A 16,082-nucleotide genomic window follows, 5' to 3' on the forward strand; every position below is an offset into this window, starting at 1 on the left:
TTGATACGGATCGATTCAGTCACCAAGCGGTACCCGGACGGCACGGTGGCGGTCGACCGGCTCTCACTGGAGATACCCGACCGCTCGATCACCGTCCTCGTCGGACCGTCGGGCTGCGGCAAGACGACCACCCTCCGGATGATCAACAGAATGGTCGAACCGAGCGAGGGGACGATCCTCCTCGACGGCGAGGACATCCAGCGACAGCCCGTCACCACCCTGCGCCGGTCCATGGGTTACGTCATCCAGAACGCCGGCCTCTTCCAGCACCGCACCATCGTCGACAACATCGCGACCGTGCCCCGCATGCTCGGCTGGGGCAAGCAGAAGGCCCGGGCGCGGGCCGCGGAGCTGATGGAGCGGGTGGGGCTCGACGCCGCGCTCGCCAAGCGGTACCCGTACCAGCTGTCCGGCGGCCAGCAGCAGCGCGTCGGCGTGGCCCGGGCCCTCGCCGCCGACCCGCCGGTGCTGCTCATGGACGAGCCGTTCTCGGCGGTCGACCCGGTGGTGCGCAAAGGACTTCAGGACGAACTGCTGCGCATCCAGGACGAGTTGGGCAAGACCATCGTCTTCGTCACCCACGACATCGACGAGGCGATCAAGCTCGGCACGATGGTCGCCGTGATGCGCACCGGCGGCCACCTCGCCCAGTACGCGCCCCCGGCCGAGCTGCTGTCCAGCCCCGCCGACGCCTTCGTCGAGGACTTCCTCGGCGGCGACCGCGGCATCCGGCGCCTGTCGTTCTTCCCGTCCGCCGGGCTGGAGTTGACGAGCGAGCCGGTGATCCCGCTCGACGCCACCGTCGAGCAGATCGCCGCTCCCGACGCCCCCTACCTCCTGGTGACCGACGCGGACGGCCGGCCGCTCGGCTGGAGCGAGCCGCGCGACCTGGTCGCGGGCGACATCCGGCCGGACCGGTTGCTGTCCCACGGGCGGTCGTTCGTGCCCGGCGCCGACTCGCTGCGGGCCGCCCTCGACTGCGCGGTGCTGTCGCCGACCGGCTGGGCCGTCGCCGTGGACAGCGGCGGGCGGGTGACCGGCGTCGTCTCGCAGCAAACCATCGGCGAGGCGATCCGCAGCGCCCACGCGGCAGGGCGCGACGACGAGAAGGTCGCCGGATGAGCGACTTCCTCCACGACTTCTTCGACATCCCGAGCGACCTCCAGCACAGCTGGATCGGACTGGTCGGACTGCACCTGAGGGAGGCCCTGCTGCCGGTCGCGGCCGGACTGCTCCTCGCACTGCCGATCGCCCAGCTCTGCGTCCGCTTCCGCTGGCTCTACCCGCCCGTCCTCGGCGTCACGACCGTGCTGTACGCCATCCCGTCGCTGGCGTTCTTCGTCGTCCTCATCGACTACACCGGGCAGACCGAGCTCACCGTGATGATCCCGCTGGCCGTGTACAGCCTGGTGGTGCTCGTCCCGGCGATCGTCGACGGGGTGCGCTCGGTGCCCCCGGAGACCCTGTCCGCGGCCACCGCCATGGGATTTGGGCCCGTACGGCGGTACTTCCAGGTGCAGTTGCCGATCGCGGTCCCGGCGATCATCGCCGGCCTGCGGGTGGCGACCGTGTCGAGCATCTCCCTCGTCAGCGTCGGCATGCTGATCGGCAACCAGGGCGCGCTCGGCAACCTGCTCCACGACGCGCAGATCTACAACCGGCCCGAACTGACCTGGAACTCCGTGATCACCACGGCCCTCCTGGCGATCCTCGTCGACGCCCTGCTCGTCCTCGTGCGCGTGCTGCTGACGCCCTGGATGCCCAGCGGCACGGCCGGCCGCAAGCAGGCGCCCGCCCTCAAGGACGCAGCCCGGTGAACGTACTGAACTTCGTCAACGCCTTCTTCAGCGACAGCGCCCACTGGCACGGCTACGACGGCATCCCGGCGCGCGTCGGGGAACACGTCCAGTACACCCTGGAGGCGCTCGCCCTCGCCGCCGCGATCGGACTGCCGATCGGCCTGGTCACCGGTCACTACGGGCGCGGCGGGAACGCCCTGTCCCTGGTCGCCACCGCCGGGCGGGCCCTGCCCAGTTTCGGCCTGCTGGTGCTGATGACGACCCTGCTGGGGTTCGGGATGCTGCCCGTGATGATCCCGCTGGTCGTCCTCGCCGTCCCGCCGATCCTCGTCACCACCTACGAGGCGATGCGGTCGGTCGACCCGTCGCCGGTGGACGCCGCCCGCGGCATGGGCATGCACGAGTCCCGGATCCTCTTCCAAGTGGAACTGCCGGTCGCCCTGCCGCTGATCCTGAGCGGCCTGCGCTCGGCGGCCATCCAGATCGTGTCGACGGCGACCATCGCCGCGTACGTCAGCCTGGGCGGCCTCGGCCGGTACATCGTCGACGGCCTATACCAGCACAACTACGAGAAGGTGGTGGGCGGCGCGACGCTGGTCGCCGTCCTGGCGCTGGTCACGCTCGCGCTGTTCTGGGCGGTCGCGCGGGTCGCGGTGTCGCCCGGGGTGCGCAGAAGATGAGAGGCAGAGCGCCTCAATCCGCCGTGGATCGACGCCGATTGTGACCAGGCTGCTCTTGACTGACCGAAGAGCGGCTGGCTTGGATCAATGGGTGATTATTACGGCGAAGAGCAGCACCCGGTCCATCACGAGGCACCCCGGCGCGGCCGCAGTCGCGCTCGCCGCGGCAGTGGCGCTCCTCGCGGGCTGTTCCTCCGGCGGCACCTCCGACGACCCGCTCAAGGGCGGCGGAGCGGAGAGCGGCACCGTCGTGGTCGGCTCCAACAACTTCGCCGAGAGCACCCTGCTCGCCGACATCTACGGCGAGGCCCTCAAGGCCAAGGGCATCAAGGTCACCTACAAGCCCAACATCGGCAGCCGTGAGACCACGTACGACCTGATGAAGAACGGCGCCATCACCCTGCTGCCGGAGTACAACGGCTCCCTGCTGGCGTACCTCGACGCCAAGGCCAAGCCGAAGACGGTCGAGGAGACCACGACCGCGATCAACGGCAAACTCGACTCCAAGCTGGAACTGCTGAAGCCGTCGGCCGCGCAGAACAAGGACTCCGTGACCCTCAACGCGGAGACCGCGAAGAAGTACGAGCTCACCTCGGACTCCTCCATCGGCGACCTCAAGGGCATCGCCAAGGACCTGGTGTTCGGCGGCTCGCCGGAGTTCCAGACCCGGCACCAGGGGCTGGTGGGCCTGAAGTCGGTCTACGGGCTGGAGTTCAAGTCCTTCAAGTCCCTCGACGCGGGCGGGCCGCTGACCCAGACGGCGCTGAAGAAGAACACCGTGCAGGCCGCGGACCTCTTCACCACCGACCCGACCATCGCCCGGGAGAAGTTCGTCGTCCTGAAGGACCCGGAGAACCTCTTCGGCTTCCAGAACGTGCAGCCGCTGGTCCGCAAGGGCGAGCTGTCCAAGGAGGGTGTCGAGGCGCTCGACGCGGTCTCCGCCAAGCTCGACACGAAGACCCTGCTCGACCTGGACGCACAGGTGCAGCTCCAGAAGAAGGACCCGCTGGACGTGGCCAAGGCGTGGCTGAAGTCGGCGGGTCTGGACTGACCCGCCCCGGCTGCCTGTCAGAGCTGCCTGTCATGAGGCTGCCTGTCACGATGCGATAACAGGCTCGACCGGACCGGAAATTGATCGAACGCGGGCCGGGGGCGGGGCGTCACAGGAGCGAAACCATCACCGGTCACCGTGATCCCCTGGGAGAGCCATGCGTTCCGACTTCAAGCGCACCGCCCGGATCCTCACCGTTCTCGCCCTGTGCGCCGTCGGAGCCGGCGCCGCGGCGGGGTGCGGCAGCGCGGAGGCGGGCAGCGACAGCGGCAAGACCCGTGGCACCGAGTCGGCCCCGCGGTCGGAGGCCCGCGACCGCCGGGTCGCCGACGCCTGGGACGGCTCCGAGGCGGCCCGGCAGTGGCACGAGGGCTACCACCCCATGGGAGCGGTCGTCCAGCTGCCCGGGACCGGCCTCCTCCGCGACGCCGCCGACCGGCGCGCCTACGAGATCGGCAACTTCGAGCTGCGGGGGAAGCTGCCCTCCCCGCAGGGCGGGAGCGGACGGGTGACCTGGCCGAGCGGGGACTCGCTCACGACACCGCTCATGGACGCCGAGAAGGCCTACAAGACGCTGGACAGTGCCGACAGCCCCGGGCCGCGCCTGACCGTCACCGGGGCGAGGCTGGGCGAGATGACGGTGGTCACCAGCCGTGGCCCGGCGACCGTCCCCGCCTGGCTGTTCACCCTGGAGGGCTACGACAGTCCCCTCAAGCGTGCCGCGGTGAGCCCTTCCCCGCTCCCCAGGCCGCCGATCCGGCCGCTCGGGCAGGACGTCCCCGCTGACGTGCTGGCGCCGCTCGGCGGCCTCACGGAGGTCGCGGGGAACGGCCGGTCCGTCACCGTGGTGGCCCAACACGGAGCCTGCGACGACGGCCCCGCCGTGGAGGCGCTGGAGACGAGCGGCAGCGTGGTGCTGTCCGCCGCCGTGACGGGCGTCAAGGACGGTCCCTGCACGGGCGAACTGCGCGGTGAGAGGGTGACGGTGAAGCTGGACCGGCCGGTCGGCGACCGCATCGTCCTGGACGCGTTCACGGGCCGTCCGGTGCCGTACACCGAGTGGCCCGGGAATACACACGGCCGAGGCTGAGACACCCCTGGTGCAGGCTTGCGCCGCCTGGTTCAGGCCTGCACCGCCGTAGCGATCAGCTGGTCGATCAGGGCGATCAGCACGTCCCGGCTCGACTCCCTCTCCCGCGCGTCGCACAGCAGCACCTGCACGTGCTCCGGTACCGCGAGTGCGTCCCTGATGTCCTCGGGCGGATACGGGTGTTCGCCGTGGAAGCCGTTGACCCCGACGACGAAGGGGATGCCCCGGCGTTCGAAGAAGTCGATCGCGGCGAAGCTGGACTCGGGTCTGCGGACGTCGACCAGGACCACGGCACCGAGCGCGCCGAGGGCCAGGTCGTTCCACATGAACCAGAACCGCTGCTGCCCCGGCGTACCGAACAGGTACAGCACCAGGTCCCGGCTGATGGTGATCCGGCCGAAGTCCAGGGCCACGGTGGTGGCCCGCTTCTCCTCGATACCGTCCAGGTCGTCGATGCCCAGACCGGCCATGGTCAGGGGTTCCTCGGTGCGCAGGGGGACGATCTCGCTGACCGACCCGACCATGGTGGTCTTGCCCACGCCGAAGCCCCCGGCGATGAGGATCTTGACCGTGTCGGGTGCCGAGGACGCGTCGGTGGCGACGTCAGAGCCGGCCAAGGCCGTCCCTCACTTTCTTCAGCAGGTCCAGGTCCGGAGTGGTACGGGAAACGAGGCGCGGCGGACGGACGGTGATCCGGCCCGCCTCCAGCAGGTCGCAGAGCAGGATGGCGACCACGCTCACCGGCAGGTCGAGCCGGGCGGCCAGCTCCGCCACGGCCACCGGCTCGGCGCACAACCGGAGGATCCGGGTGTGCTCGGGCTGGCACCGGGCCGCCGCGGCGGGCTGCGGATCGACCGCGGTCACCGTCGCGATGAGCGTGAAGTCGGCGCGGCTGGGCCGGGTCCGGCCACCGGTCAGCGCGAACGGCCGTACGAGCCGCCCCGCCGAGTCGCCTCCGCCCACCTCACACGCCGGGGTCGACGACGGGCCCGGCCATGCCCCGCGGTGCCGCGCTGAGGTGCTCGCCGATCTTCTTCACCAGCATGTTCATCTGGTACGCCACCACACCGACGTCAGCGCCCGGCCCGGTGAGCACGACCAGGTGGGCGCCGGGACCGGCGGAGGTGAGGATCAGGTAGCTGTTGGCCATCTCGATGAGCGCCTGGCGCACCGGACCGCCCCGGAAGTCCATGCTGACGCCCTTGCTGAGGCTCATCAGCCCGGACGCGGTCGCCGCGAGCCGCTCGGCGTCGTCGCGCAGGAATCCGGTGGACTTGCTGACCACCAGGCCGTCCTCGGACAGCACCACGGCCTGGTTCACATCGGCGACCCGCTCCACGAGTCCGGTCAGCAGCTGGTCGAGCTGGGTGTGCGTGGCGGGGATGGGGCGTGTCATTGCGGTGTCCTTCGTCAGCGGTCGGCGGGCGGAGTCGAGGGGGCAGGGGCGGCGGTCCGCCGGGGTGGTGCGGCCGCCTCCTCGTCGTACGGCGGTTCGGCGTCGTCGTCACGGGCCCGGAGCGTGCCGCGCTGGAAGCCGGCCAGGGAGGAGGCGGCCGCTTCCGCGGTGAAGTCGTCGGGGGAGCCCTCGCCGCCGACGGGCGCGGGCTCCTCGCGCAGTTCCTCCACCAGGCTGGTCTGCGGCACCCGGCGGGGGAGCGGGGCGAGACCGTCCCGGCGGGGGGCGACCGCGCGGGCGGCCGGGGCGGCCCCGGCCGACGCGAGGGGCCGCGGCTCGCGCGCGGACCCGGCGGTGGCCGCGGCGCCCTCCGGCTCCTCGGCGTCCGTGGGCTCGTCGGCGTTCTCGGCGTCCACCGGGCTGCGCCCGTCGACCGAACCGGGTACGTCCACAGCACTCCGCCCGTCGTCCACCGGGCTCTGCCCGTTCTTCGCACCGCCACCGGTATGCGGGGCGCCGCCCGCCCCTTTCGGGCCGACGGGGGCGGCGAGGCCGTTCACGCCGGCCATGTCCTTGGCGTCCCGCGCGCCCGGCGCACCGGCCTCCGGGATCTCCCGCACCACGATGTCGTGCGGTATCAGCACGATCGCCGTGGTCCCGCCGTACGGCGACGAGCGCAGGGTGACGGCGATGCCGTGCCGGTGGGCCAGCTGGGCGATCACGAACATGCCGAGCCGCAGGTCGTCGGCGAGCGCCACCACGTCGAACTGCGGGGGCACCGCCAGCTGTTCGTTGAAGGAAGCGTAGTCCTCCTCCGACATGCCGAGGCCGCGGTCCTCGACCTCGACGGCCAGACCCTTGGCGACCATCCCGGCCCGCACCGTGACGGCGCTCGGGGCGGGGGAGTACGCGGTCGCGTTGTCGATGAGCTCGGCCAGCAGATGGATGACGTCGGCCACCGCGGGCGGCGCGAGGTACACCTCCTCCTCGGTGTGCACCTCCACCCGCTGGTACTCCGCGACCTCGCCGACCGCACTGCGCAGGATGTCGATCAGCGCGACCGGCTCGCTCCAGCTGCGGCCGGGCCGTTCGCCGCTGACGATGACGAGGTTCTCCTCGTAACGGCGCAACTGGCTGGCCGTGGAGTCCAGTTCGTACAGGCTCTTGAGGATGTCCGGGTCGGAGTGCTCGCGTTCCAGCGTGTCGAGCCTGCTGAGCTGGAGGTTGACCAGGTTCTGGCTCTGCCGGGCGATGCCCAGGATGATCTTCTGGAAGCCGCGCCGGGTGTCGGCGAGTTCGACCGCGGTGTGCACGGCCGTGCGCTGGGCGGTGTTGAACGCCTGGGCCACCTGGCCGAGTTCGTCGTGTCCGTAGTCCAGCGGTGTCGTCGCCGACTCCGGGTCGACCGTCTCGCCCCGCTCCAGACGCGCCACCACGTCGGGCAGCCGCTCCTGCGCGAGGCTGACGGCGGCCCGGCGCAGGCCGCGCAGCCGCCGGGACAGCGAGCGGGTGATCCGCCAGGACATGCCGACGCACACCAGCAGCGCGAGCAGTCCGCCGGCGCTCAGGATCCCCGCCTTGAGCAGCAGTCCGTCCGCCTTGTCGGCGCTGCGTTCGAGCAGCCCCGTCGTCTGCCGCTGGATCAGGCTCGCGTACTGCTCGGACAGCTTGTCCATGGCGGCGTTCCACCGCTTCTGGGCGTCCGGCAGGGCGATCCGGTCCGCGGTGGCGCCGGCGTTCCGGGCCGCCAGCACCTGGTCCTCGACGGCCTGGAGCGTCTGCCACTCCGGGCTCGCCAGGATCCGCTCGGTCTGTGCCTTGGCGCCGCCGGTCAGCTGGGGCACGACCTGGTCCTGGACCAGCCAGCGCCGGGTGTTCACCAACTCCGCGAACTGCACCCAGGCCTTGTCGTCGAGGTGCCCGGACGGCCAGGCCAGGGTCAGCTGCGCGTCCTCGCGGGAGACCAGCTCCGCGGCGTGCTCCAGCCCGACCAGTGGACCGGCCTGCGAGGTGAGGTCGCCGTCGTCGACCTGGGAGAGCTCCTGGAAGGCGTGGATCTGGTCGTCGATGATCGAGGAGTACTGGTCCAGCGCCTGCTGCGCGGTGATGTCGGTCGGGTTGTCCACCTGGTCCCGGTAGTACTCCAGGCTGCCCACCGAGCCCAGCACCGAGTACAGCCGGTCCGAGACGCGGGAGGGCGCCTTCTCGATCGCGTCCGCCTGCCCGACCAGCTTCGCGACCGCCGCGTCGGTCTCCTCGCGCTGCGCGTCGAGGGCGGCCCGGGAGCCGTGCGGCGAGGCAAGCCAGGCCGCCGACAGGCTGCGTTCCCGCTGGAGGGCGAGCGTCGTGTCGGTGCCCATGGCGCCCGTCGACCGGCTCAGCTCCGTCTGGTCACGCAGCCGCAGCCCCTCCGAGAACATCTGGATGGTCGTCACGCCCCACATGGCGGCGAGGGTGACGCTGGGCACCAGGGCCAGAAGCACCAGGGAGAGGCGTATGGATCCGAGACGGCGCCGGGCACCTGTCCGTCGAGACATCGTCTTCCTAGGGCGATCAGCGGGGAGCGAGGAACGGGTAGGCGGATCGGTCGGGGCGGGGGGTGGAGGACGGGCGCGGGGGTGTGTGGGTGCCGGTTACGGCACATGGGATGCGCAGGATGTTATCCGTACAAGTGACCGCACGGGCCGGGCCTGACCGAATCTTTGGCGACACCGTCACAGGAAGTGCCCGGTCATCGGGTCCCGGCGGCGGCGAACCGTGCCACCGCGGACACGTTGGACCTGGTCACGAACGCGGGACCGGTGAGCACCGGAGCCGTCCCGCCGCCGCTGACGTTGCCGTTGGTCCGGTACAGCCACAGGGCGTCCACCGCGAGGTAGCCCTGGAGGTAGGGCTGTTGGTCCACGGCGAACTGCACGTCGCCGCCCTGGACCGCCTGGACCAGGTCCTTGTCGAGGTCGAACGTGGCGACCTTGGCCCTGCTGCCGGCCTGCTCGACGGCCTTGACCGCGCTGAGCCCGTACTGGGCGCCCAGGGTGACGACCTCGTCGATGCTGGAGTCCTGCCGCAGCCGGGACGCGATCGTGGCGGTCACCGCGTTCATGTCGCTGCCGTCCACGTACAGGTTGTCGGTGTCGCCGTCGAACGTCTTCCGCACGCCGGCGCAGCGGGCCTCCAGCGCGACGTTGCCCCGCTCGTGCACGACGCACAGGGCGTGCTTGGCCCTGAACTCGTCCAGCTTGTCGCCGACGGCCTGGCCGGCGACGGACTCGTTCTGGCCGAAGTACTCCAGGAGGCCCGCCGGGCGCCAGGCGTCGATACCGGAGTTGAGCCCGACGACGGGTATGCCGGCCGCCTTGGCCCGGGCGATCGGGCCCCGCATCGCCGCCGGCTTGGCCAGCGTCACGGCGATGCCGTCGACCTTGTCGCGGACCGCGTCCCGCACCAGCGCGGCCTGCGCGGCCGCGTCGGAGTCGCTGGCGTACGTCAGGTCGATACCGTCCTTGACGGCCGCCGCCTCGGCGCCTCTGCGCACCAGGTCCCAGAAGGCGTCGCCCTTGCCGCCGTGCGTGACGAGGGCGACCTTCATCCCGCCGCCCGGCCCGCCCACCGGGTCCGCGTCCGACCCGTCGTCACTCGCGCCGAGGACGGAGCAGCCGGCCACCAGCAGACACACGGCGGACACCAGGGCCGCGACACGGGTGAGTCTCGCGGAGGCGTGCGGCGGGGGAGGAGCGTTCATGAGGGGCGGACCTCGCTGTGCGGCCGAGCAAGAGCAGGGGGAGAGCACAGACGGACCGCAGCTGATCACGGACCGGATGACTCTCGCTGGCCCGGAGCCAACCGTGTGTGAGCACCGGCCGTCAAGTGAGCGGCAACGTCCCGTGAGTTGATGCTGCCGCATCGTGATGATCTGTCCGACGGGCCGAACGTCCGAGGTCATCCCTGGTTTCCGTACCGTCCGTGCGGTTCGGACGCCCCCGGTCCTGCGCGCAAAGGCCTTCCGAGGTGGCTGCCGGGCCCCGCCTAGACTGGTGCGGCTCGCAGGACGACGGAGGCGACGGAAGGGACGGCGACGGTGGCGGCAGCCGGCAGTGGCTTCGAGGACCCGCCCGCCGACGTGCTCGCCCAGGCGGCCGCTGCCTTCGGGCTGCTGGCCTCGCCCGCCCGGCTGCACATCGTGTGGGCGCTGGCCCAGGGCGAGAGCGACGTGACCGGCCTCGCCGAGCGGGTCGGCGGCGCGCTGCCCGCGGTCAGCCAGCACCTCACCAAGCTGAAGCTGGCCGGACTGGTCCGCTCCCGCCGTGAGGGCCGCCGTCAGGTGTACTACGTCGACGACCCCGATATCGTCGACGTCGTACGGCTCATGGTGGGCCGGCTCACCGACCGCGCCGCGCCGCCGCGCCGCCGCCTCCATGGCCTCTGAGACCGCCGGGGGCACCACCCTGGAGGTGCTGCGGCGGCTGGAGTCGGGGCCCCGGGGACTGACCGAGAACGAGGCCGCGGCCAGGCTGGTCACCCGTGGCGAGAACACCCTGCCGCAGCGGCGTACGCCGTCCTGGCCCCGCCGGTGCGGGCACGCCCTGCGCGACCCCTTCACCGCCGTCCTGCTCTGCCTCGGCCTGGTCTCCGCCGCCGTCGCCTCCTGGGGCACCGCCGTGGTGATCCTCGCCCTGGTCGCGGTCAGCTGCGTGCTGCGCGTGAGCGGGGAGCGCCGGGCCGACCGCTCCATGGCCGCCCTGCGCGAACTGGTCGCCGGCACGGCCACGGTGCTGCGGCGCGACACCGCCGAGGAGTTGCCGCGTCCCCGCGAGGTGCCCGTCACCGACCTGGTCCCCGGCGACGTCCTCCGCCTCGGCCCCGGGGACCTCGTCCCGGCAGACGTACGACTGCTGCGCGCACGCGGGCTCACGGTGCACCAGGCGGCCCTCACCGGGGAGTCGGCGCCGGTGGAAAAGAGGGCGGTGGAGGGGCCGGCCGGATCCGGTGAACCCGGCGACTCCCCGCTGTGTTTCCAGGGCAGTACCGTCGCCACGGGCACCGCCACCGCCGTCGTGATCGCGACCGGGGACGGCACCCGGTTCGCCGCCGCTCACCGGCAGCCGCCCGCACGCCGGGAGGGCGGGGCCTTCGACCGGTCCGTGCACGGCATCTCCCGGGTGCTGATCCGGTTCATGCTGCTGACGCCGCCGCTCGTGTTGATGGCGAACGCCGCGCTGCGCGGACGCGGTCCGCAGACGCTGCCCTTCGCCGTCGCGGTCGCCGTCGGTCTGACGCCCGAGATGCTGCCGGTGATCGTCACCACCTGCCTGGCCCGGGGCGCCGCCCTGCTCGCCCGTACCCACGGCGTGATCGTCAAGCGGCTGCCCGCGCTGCACGACCTGGGCGCGGTCGACGTGCTGTGCGTCGACAAGACCGGCACCCTCACCCAGGACCGGCCGGTCGTCGAACGGGCCCTCGATCCTGACGGCCGGGACGACCCGGAGGTGCTGCGCTGGGCCGCCGTCGGCGCCTGGTGGACCCTCCAGCTCGCCGAACCGCCCACGCCCGACGCCCTGGACGAGGCCCTGCTCGAGGCGGCCGGGCCGGTGGGCGAGGAGTACGACGGGGTGGACGCCGTGCCGTTCGACCCGGTAGGGCGTTTCTCGGTGGCGGTGGTACGCGGCTCCCTCGGGCGCCACACCGTCGTCGTCACCGGCGCCGCCGAGGCCGTGGTGGAGCGCTGTAGGACGGAGCCCGGCGAACGCGACCGGCTGCTGGCGCTCGCAGCCCGGGAGGCGGACGCCGGGCTGCGGGTCCTCGCCGTCGCGACGGCGGACCGCCAGGCCGGTGCGCGCGGCCCCGACCCACGGGGCCTGACCTTCCGGGGCCTGGTGACCTTCCGGGACGCCCTCGCCCCGACCGCCGCCGAGGCCCTGCGCGGGCTGGCCGACCGGGGTGTCATCGTGAAGGTCCTCACCGGCGACCATCCGGCCACCGCGGCCCGGGCCTGCCGGGAACTCGGCCTGGATCCGGGGGAGGTACGGACCGCCGCGCAAACGGTAGACACCGAGGCAGTCGGCACGGCGACCGTCGTCGCCCGCTGCACCCCAAAGGACAAGGCCCGTGTCGTCGCCGCCCTGCGCGCCGCCGGGCACACCGTCGGGTTCCTCGGCGACGGGGTGAACGACGTGGCCGCGCTGCGTGCCGCCGACGTCGGCCTCGCGCCCCGCTCCGCCGTCGGCGTGGCACGGGAGAGCGCCGACGTCGTCCTCGCCGAGAAGGACCTCACGGCGATCGGCCACGCGATCACCGCCGGCCGGCACGCGAGCGGCAACATCGCCTCGTACCTGCGCGTCACGCTCTCCTCCAACCTGGGCAACGTCGTCGCGATGCTCACCGCGGGCCTCCTCCTGCCCTTCCTGCCGATGCTCCCCGCCCAGGTGCTCGCCCAGAACCTGTGCTTCGACGCGGCCCAGCTCGCCTTCGCCCACGACCGTCCCGGCGCGGCGGCGCTGCGGGGTCCGGCCGTGCTGCGGCCTCGCTCCTTCCTCCGGTTCGTCACCGGCTTCGGTCTGCTCAACGCGGTCGCCGACCTCGCCACTTTCGCCGTGCTCGCCTTCGCGCTCGACGGCCCCGACGCCGTCGACGACGAAGCCGTGTTCCACTCCGCCTGGTTCACCGAGAACCTGCTCACCCAGGCCTTGGTGATGCTGCTCCTGCGCACCGGCCGGCGCGTCGAGGGCAGCCGTAAGCCCGGCCCGGTCACTCTCGCGGCGGCCGGCCTCGCCGCCGTCGGCCTGCTGCTGCCGCCGAGCCCCCTCGGTACGGCCCTCGGCATGACGGCCCTGCCCGCCGCGTACTACCTGCTGCCGGCGCTCGTCCTCGGCCTGTACGCCCTGGCCCTGACGGCGGCCCGGGCCCGGCACGTGCGGCGTCAGCCGTAGGTGAGGTCCGAGCAGGGGTTCTCGTCGGCGGACCGGGCCCCGTCGGCCACCTCGGACGGTACGGCGGCCGGAGTCGGGGACGCGGAGGCGGAGGCGGCCGCCGCCGGGCTGTCCGCGTACGACTGTCCCAGCACGACACTGATCCCGCCGCGGGTCACGGGCTGGAGCCCGGCTCCGGTGAAGGCGGCCGCGACGGTCCGGGCCCGGTCCTGAAGGCCGGGGCCGTACTCGACCAGTGTCGTGGTGTGGTCCTGGGCGGACGCTGTCGCCGTGCCCGTGACGGTGAAGCCGTCCGCGGTGAGAGCGGCGGCTGCGCGGGCGGCCAGGCCGGGGACGGAGGTGCCGTTGTAGACGGCGACGTCGATGCCCTCACCGGAGACCGGCGTGGGGGAGACGGGAGCCTCAGAACCCGACGCCCCGGATTTCTTCCCGCCGGCGTCCTTGCCGTCGATCGTGCGGTCGGCCCTGAGCGCGGCCCACAGCGCGCCGGCGTCCGGCTGCACGATCGCGACCCGTGAACCCTCGTAGCGCCAGGGCAGGGTCACGAACTTCGTGTCGTGCAGGTCGATGTCCTTCAGGGATATCGCGAAGGAGATCAGCCTGTCGGCGGAGCCGAGCCCGGGGTCGACGGTCAGCGACTTCGTGGCGGCCTCGGCCAGCGGCAGCAGCCGCGTCGGGGTGAGGCCCTTGCTCTTCACCTCTTTCAGGAGGCTCGCCACGAACGCCTGCTGGCGCTTGATCCGGCCGATGTCGGAACCGTCGCCGATGCCGTGCCGGATGCGGACGTAGTCCAGGGCCTTCCGGCCCGAGACGGTCTGCTCGCCCTTGTGGAAGAGCAGCTTGCCCGGGGTGGTGAGGTGCGGGTTGAGGTCGTTCTCGTACACGTCCTGCGGCAGGCACACCCGCACCCCGCCCACCACGTCCGTCAGCCGCGCGAAGCCCTTGAAGTCGACGACGACGGTGTGGTCGACGCGCAGTCCGGTGAGCTGTTCGACGGTGTTCTGGGTGCAGGCGGGGTTGCCCTTGGCGGTCTGGCCGACCGAGTACGCCGCGTTGAACATCGTGTCCGGCTGGGCCTGCGTCCAACTGCCGTCGGGCAGCCTGCACGGCGGGATGGTGACCAGGGTGTCGCGGGGGATGGAGACGGCGATGGCGTGCCGGTGGTCGGCGTAGACGTGCAGCAGGAACGCCGTGTCGGAGCGGCCCACGTCGTCCTTGTCGCCGCCACCCAGGGCCTCGTTGCCGCCGGTGCGGGTGTCGGAGCCGATGACCAGGACGTTCTCGCCCTTCGACGAGCCGGCTCCGGGACGGTCGTCCGAGAGGCCGCCGGGGTCGAAGGTGCTGATGTCGCCGTCCAGCTTCAGGTACAGCCAGCCGGCGCCGGCCCCGGCGAGCACGAGCAGGGCCAGGCAGACGGCGAGACCGACCCGTATGCCCCGGCCACGCCGGCGACCCCGCCGCCGCCTGCGATCCCGCTGGGCGGCCCTGTGCCGCGGCGGCTCCGTCCTCCGGTTGCTGGTGACCGTCATCGGCGTCTGCTTGCCTCTCACCCGGGGGTTGTACAGTTGCGCAATGTAGCAACTGTCGAGGAGAGGGAGAGCATGACGTGCTGCGCAACGGACTGGAGCCCTGGCATCTGCTGATCGTGGCGATCGTCCTGATCGTCCTGTTCGGCTCGAAGAGACTGCCCGACACGGCGCGTTCGCTGGGCCGTTCCATGCGGATCCTCAAGAGCGAGGCGAGGGCGCTGAAGGAGGAGAGTGCCGCGGACCCGGCCTCCGGTGATCCGGCCGGGCCCGCCGCGCATCCCGTCAGCCCGTCAGAACCGGCAGCGACCGATGGCCGTGGGAGATGAACGAGTCCACGGGCCGCAGCTCGTCCGCCGGCCCGGCGAGGGTGAGTCCGGGGAACCGTTCGAAGAGGGCGGGCAGGGCCACGCGCGCCTCGAGCCGGCCGAGCGGGGCGCCCAGGCAGTGGTGGACGCCGTATCCGAAGGCCAGGTGATCCTTCACGGTGCGGGTGACGTCGAAGGCGCCGGCGTCCGGGCCGTGCTGCTCCGGGTCGCGTCCGGCGGCGGAGTACGCGGCGAGGATCGCCTCGCCCTTGCGGATCACCTTGCCGTCCGGGCCGCCCAGCTCACCGAGGGGCAGGTCCTCGACGGCGTACCGCAGCGGCAGGCTGGCCACCGGTGCCTCGGCCCGCAGGGTCTCCTCGATCACGTCGTCCCAGGAGGCGCGGCCGCCGCGGACGTGCGCGAGCTGGTCGGGGTGGGTGAGCAGCGCGTGGACGGCGTTGTCGAGCAGGTTGACCGTCGTCTCGTGGCCGGCGCTGATCATCAGCATCAGCGTGTCGAGCAGTTCCTGCTCGCTGAGCCGCGTGCCGCTCTCCTCCTCGTGGGCCGCGATCAGCGCGCTGGTCAGGTCGTCGCCGGGCGCCGCCCGTTTGACCGCGACGAGCTCGCCGAGGACGGCGTAGAACCGGGCGTAGATGTCGGTGACTTCGGCGGCGTCGGCCGAGGTGTGGAAGACGCCGTCCACGACGACACGCAGCTCGGGGCCCAGCTCCTCGGGTAATCCGAGCAGTTCGCCGATGACCTGGATGGGCAGCGGATAGCAGAACTCCTCCCGCAGATCGACCGCGTGGCCGTCCGCCCCGCCGCCCGCCCCGGCCTTGGCGATCCGGTCGAGCAGCGCCGCGGTGATCTCCTCGATCCGGGGCCGCAGCGCGGCGGTGCGGCGGGCGGTGAACGCCTTGGAGACGAGGGTGCGCAGCCGTTTGTGCTCGGTGCCGTAGGCCGTGAACATGTTCCGCACCGCGACCCAGGTGTACAGCGGCCAGTCCGGTGAGACCTCGCCGTCGAGCCAGCGGTGCCAGTGCCGGCGCGCGTCCTTCGACACCCGTGGGTCGGTGAGCAGCCGCTTCAGCAGCGGGGAGCTGCTGACCGCCCAGGCCGGGACACCGTGGGGGAGTTCGACGGGGGTGACGGGTCCGCGCTCGCGGATCCGGTCGGCCTCGCCGTGGATGTCGCGGCCGGTCGGGTCGATCACTATCGGTTGTGTGAACTCCATTGAACTCTCCCTGGCTGGCGGCGGTTCGCATGGCACGCGGACGCCTCAGGGGCGGGCGCGCGACACGTCCAG

Annotated in this window: 15 protein-coding genes; 8 read left to right on the forward strand and 7 right to left on the reverse strand. The window is 72.2% G+C overall.

What is annotated here, in order from left to right; translation table 11 throughout:
• From AOQ53_RS16765 to AOQ53_RS16785, 5 genes are all read left to right on the forward strand, one after another.
• On the forward strand, positions 1 to 1,122 hold the full coding sequence (locus tag AOQ53_RS16765) for an ABC transporter ATP-binding protein (RefSeq protein ID WP_059418199.1): 1,122 nt from the start codon (positions 1 to 3) through the stop codon (positions 1,120 to 1,122).
• Positions 1,119 to 1,817, forward strand: a complete 699-nt coding sequence (locus AOQ53_RS16770; protein WP_059418155.1) for an ABC transporter permease — start codon at positions 1,119 to 1,121, stop codon at positions 1,815 to 1,817. Before AOQ53_RS16765 ends, AOQ53_RS16770 begins: the two co-directional genes overlap by 4 nt.
• Positions 1,814 to 2,479, forward strand: coding sequence for an ABC transporter permease (locus AOQ53_RS16775; RefSeq protein WP_059418156.1), 666 nt, complete (start codon positions 1,814 to 1,816; stop codon positions 2,477 to 2,479). Before AOQ53_RS16770 ends, AOQ53_RS16775 begins: the two co-directional genes overlap by 4 nt.
• 79 nt (positions 2,480 to 2,558) lie before the next feature.
• Positions 2,559 to 3,530: an ABC transporter substrate-binding protein gene (locus AOQ53_RS16780; protein WP_408055169.1), complete on the forward strand. Its 972-nt coding sequence runs from the start codon at positions 2,559 to 2,561 to the stop codon at positions 3,528 to 3,530.
• Between the two features lie 157 nt (positions 3,531 to 3,687).
• On the forward strand, positions 3,688 to 4,620 hold the full coding sequence (locus AOQ53_RS16785) for a hypothetical protein (RefSeq protein ID WP_099054616.1): 933 nt from the start codon (positions 3,688 to 3,690) through the stop codon (positions 4,618 to 4,620).
• A gap of 32 nt (positions 4,621 to 4,652) precedes the next feature.
• On the opposite strand, the gene AOQ53_RS16790 is transcribed toward AOQ53_RS16785, so the two are convergent.
• The 5 genes from AOQ53_RS16790 to AOQ53_RS16810 form a co-directional block, all read right to left on the reverse strand.
• Positions 4,653 to 5,237, reverse strand: a complete 585-nt coding sequence (locus tag AOQ53_RS16790) for a GTP-binding protein (RefSeq protein WP_059418157.1) — start codon at positions 5,235 to 5,237, stop codon at positions 4,653 to 4,655.
• A complete protein-coding gene (locus tag AOQ53_RS16795) occupies positions 5,224 to 5,583 on the reverse strand; it encodes a DUF742 domain-containing protein (RefSeq protein WP_059418159.1) in 360 nt (119 codons plus the stop codon). Before AOQ53_RS16795 ends, AOQ53_RS16790 begins: the two co-directional genes overlap by 14 nt.
• A gap of 1 nt (position 5,584) precedes the next feature.
• A complete protein-coding gene (locus tag AOQ53_RS16800; protein WP_020271575.1) occupies positions 5,585 to 6,016 on the reverse strand; it encodes a roadblock/LC7 domain-containing protein in 432 nt (143 codons plus the stop codon).
• 14 nt (positions 6,017 to 6,030) lie between these two features.
• Positions 6,031 to 8,553, reverse strand: a complete 2,523-nt coding sequence (locus tag AOQ53_RS16805) for a sensor histidine kinase (protein ID WP_059418161.1) — start codon at positions 8,551 to 8,553, stop codon at positions 6,031 to 6,033.
• 194 nt (positions 8,554 to 8,747) lie between these two features.
• Positions 8,748 to 9,758, reverse strand: coding sequence for a substrate-binding domain-containing protein (locus tag AOQ53_RS16810; protein WP_059418162.1), 1,011 nt, complete (start codon positions 9,756 to 9,758; stop codon positions 8,748 to 8,750).
• A gap of 336 nt (positions 9,759 to 10,094) precedes the next feature.
• Here AOQ53_RS16810 and AOQ53_RS16815 point away from each other — a divergent pair, with 336 nt between their 5' ends.
• Together AOQ53_RS16815 and mgtA are read left to right on the forward strand one after the other, a co-directional pair.
• Positions 10,095 to 10,442 carry an ArsR/SmtB family transcription factor gene (locus tag AOQ53_RS16815; protein WP_059418163.1) on the forward strand — a complete coding sequence of 116 codons (348 nt, stop codon included), beginning with the start codon at positions 10,095 to 10,097 and terminating at the stop codon, positions 10,440 to 10,442.
• Positions 10,432 to 12,942, forward strand: a complete 2,511-nt coding sequence (mgtA, locus tag AOQ53_RS16820) for a magnesium-translocating P-type ATPase (protein ID WP_059418164.1) — start codon at positions 10,432 to 10,434, stop codon at positions 12,940 to 12,942. The genes AOQ53_RS16815 and mgtA overlap by 11 nt, the downstream gene beginning before the upstream one ends.
• Here the strand turns inward: mgtA and AOQ53_RS16825 are convergent.
• Positions 12,933 to 14,471, reverse strand: a complete 1,539-nt coding sequence (locus tag AOQ53_RS16825) for an LCP family protein (RefSeq protein ID WP_059418166.1) — start codon at positions 14,469 to 14,471, stop codon at positions 12,933 to 12,935. The two genes, mgtA and AOQ53_RS16825, sit on opposite strands and share 10 nt — an antisense overlap.
• 77 nt (positions 14,472 to 14,548) lie before the next feature.
• On the opposite strand from AOQ53_RS16825, the gene tatA reads away from it, so the two are divergent.
• The gene (gene tatA / locus AOQ53_RS16830; protein ID WP_059418167.1) at positions 14,549 to 14,797 is read left to right on the forward strand and encodes a Sec-independent protein translocase subunit TatA; all 249 of its coding nucleotides are present in this window, start codon (positions 14,549 to 14,551) and stop codon (positions 14,795 to 14,797) included.
• Here the strand turns inward: tatA and AOQ53_RS16835 are convergent.
• Positions 14,754 to 16,010 (reverse strand): cytochrome P450 family protein, encoded by a 1,257-nt coding sequence (locus tag AOQ53_RS16835; protein ID WP_059418168.1) that lies wholly within the window; start codon positions 16,008 to 16,010, stop codon positions 14,754 to 14,756. The two genes, tatA and AOQ53_RS16835, sit on opposite strands and share 44 nt — an antisense overlap.
• Between the last annotated feature and the right edge of the window lie 72 nt (positions 16,011 to 16,082).

The organism is Streptomyces azureus, from assembly GCF_001270025.1.
Classification (GTDB): domain Bacteria; phylum Actinomycetota; class Actinomycetes; order Streptomycetales; family Streptomycetaceae; genus Streptomyces; species Streptomyces azureus.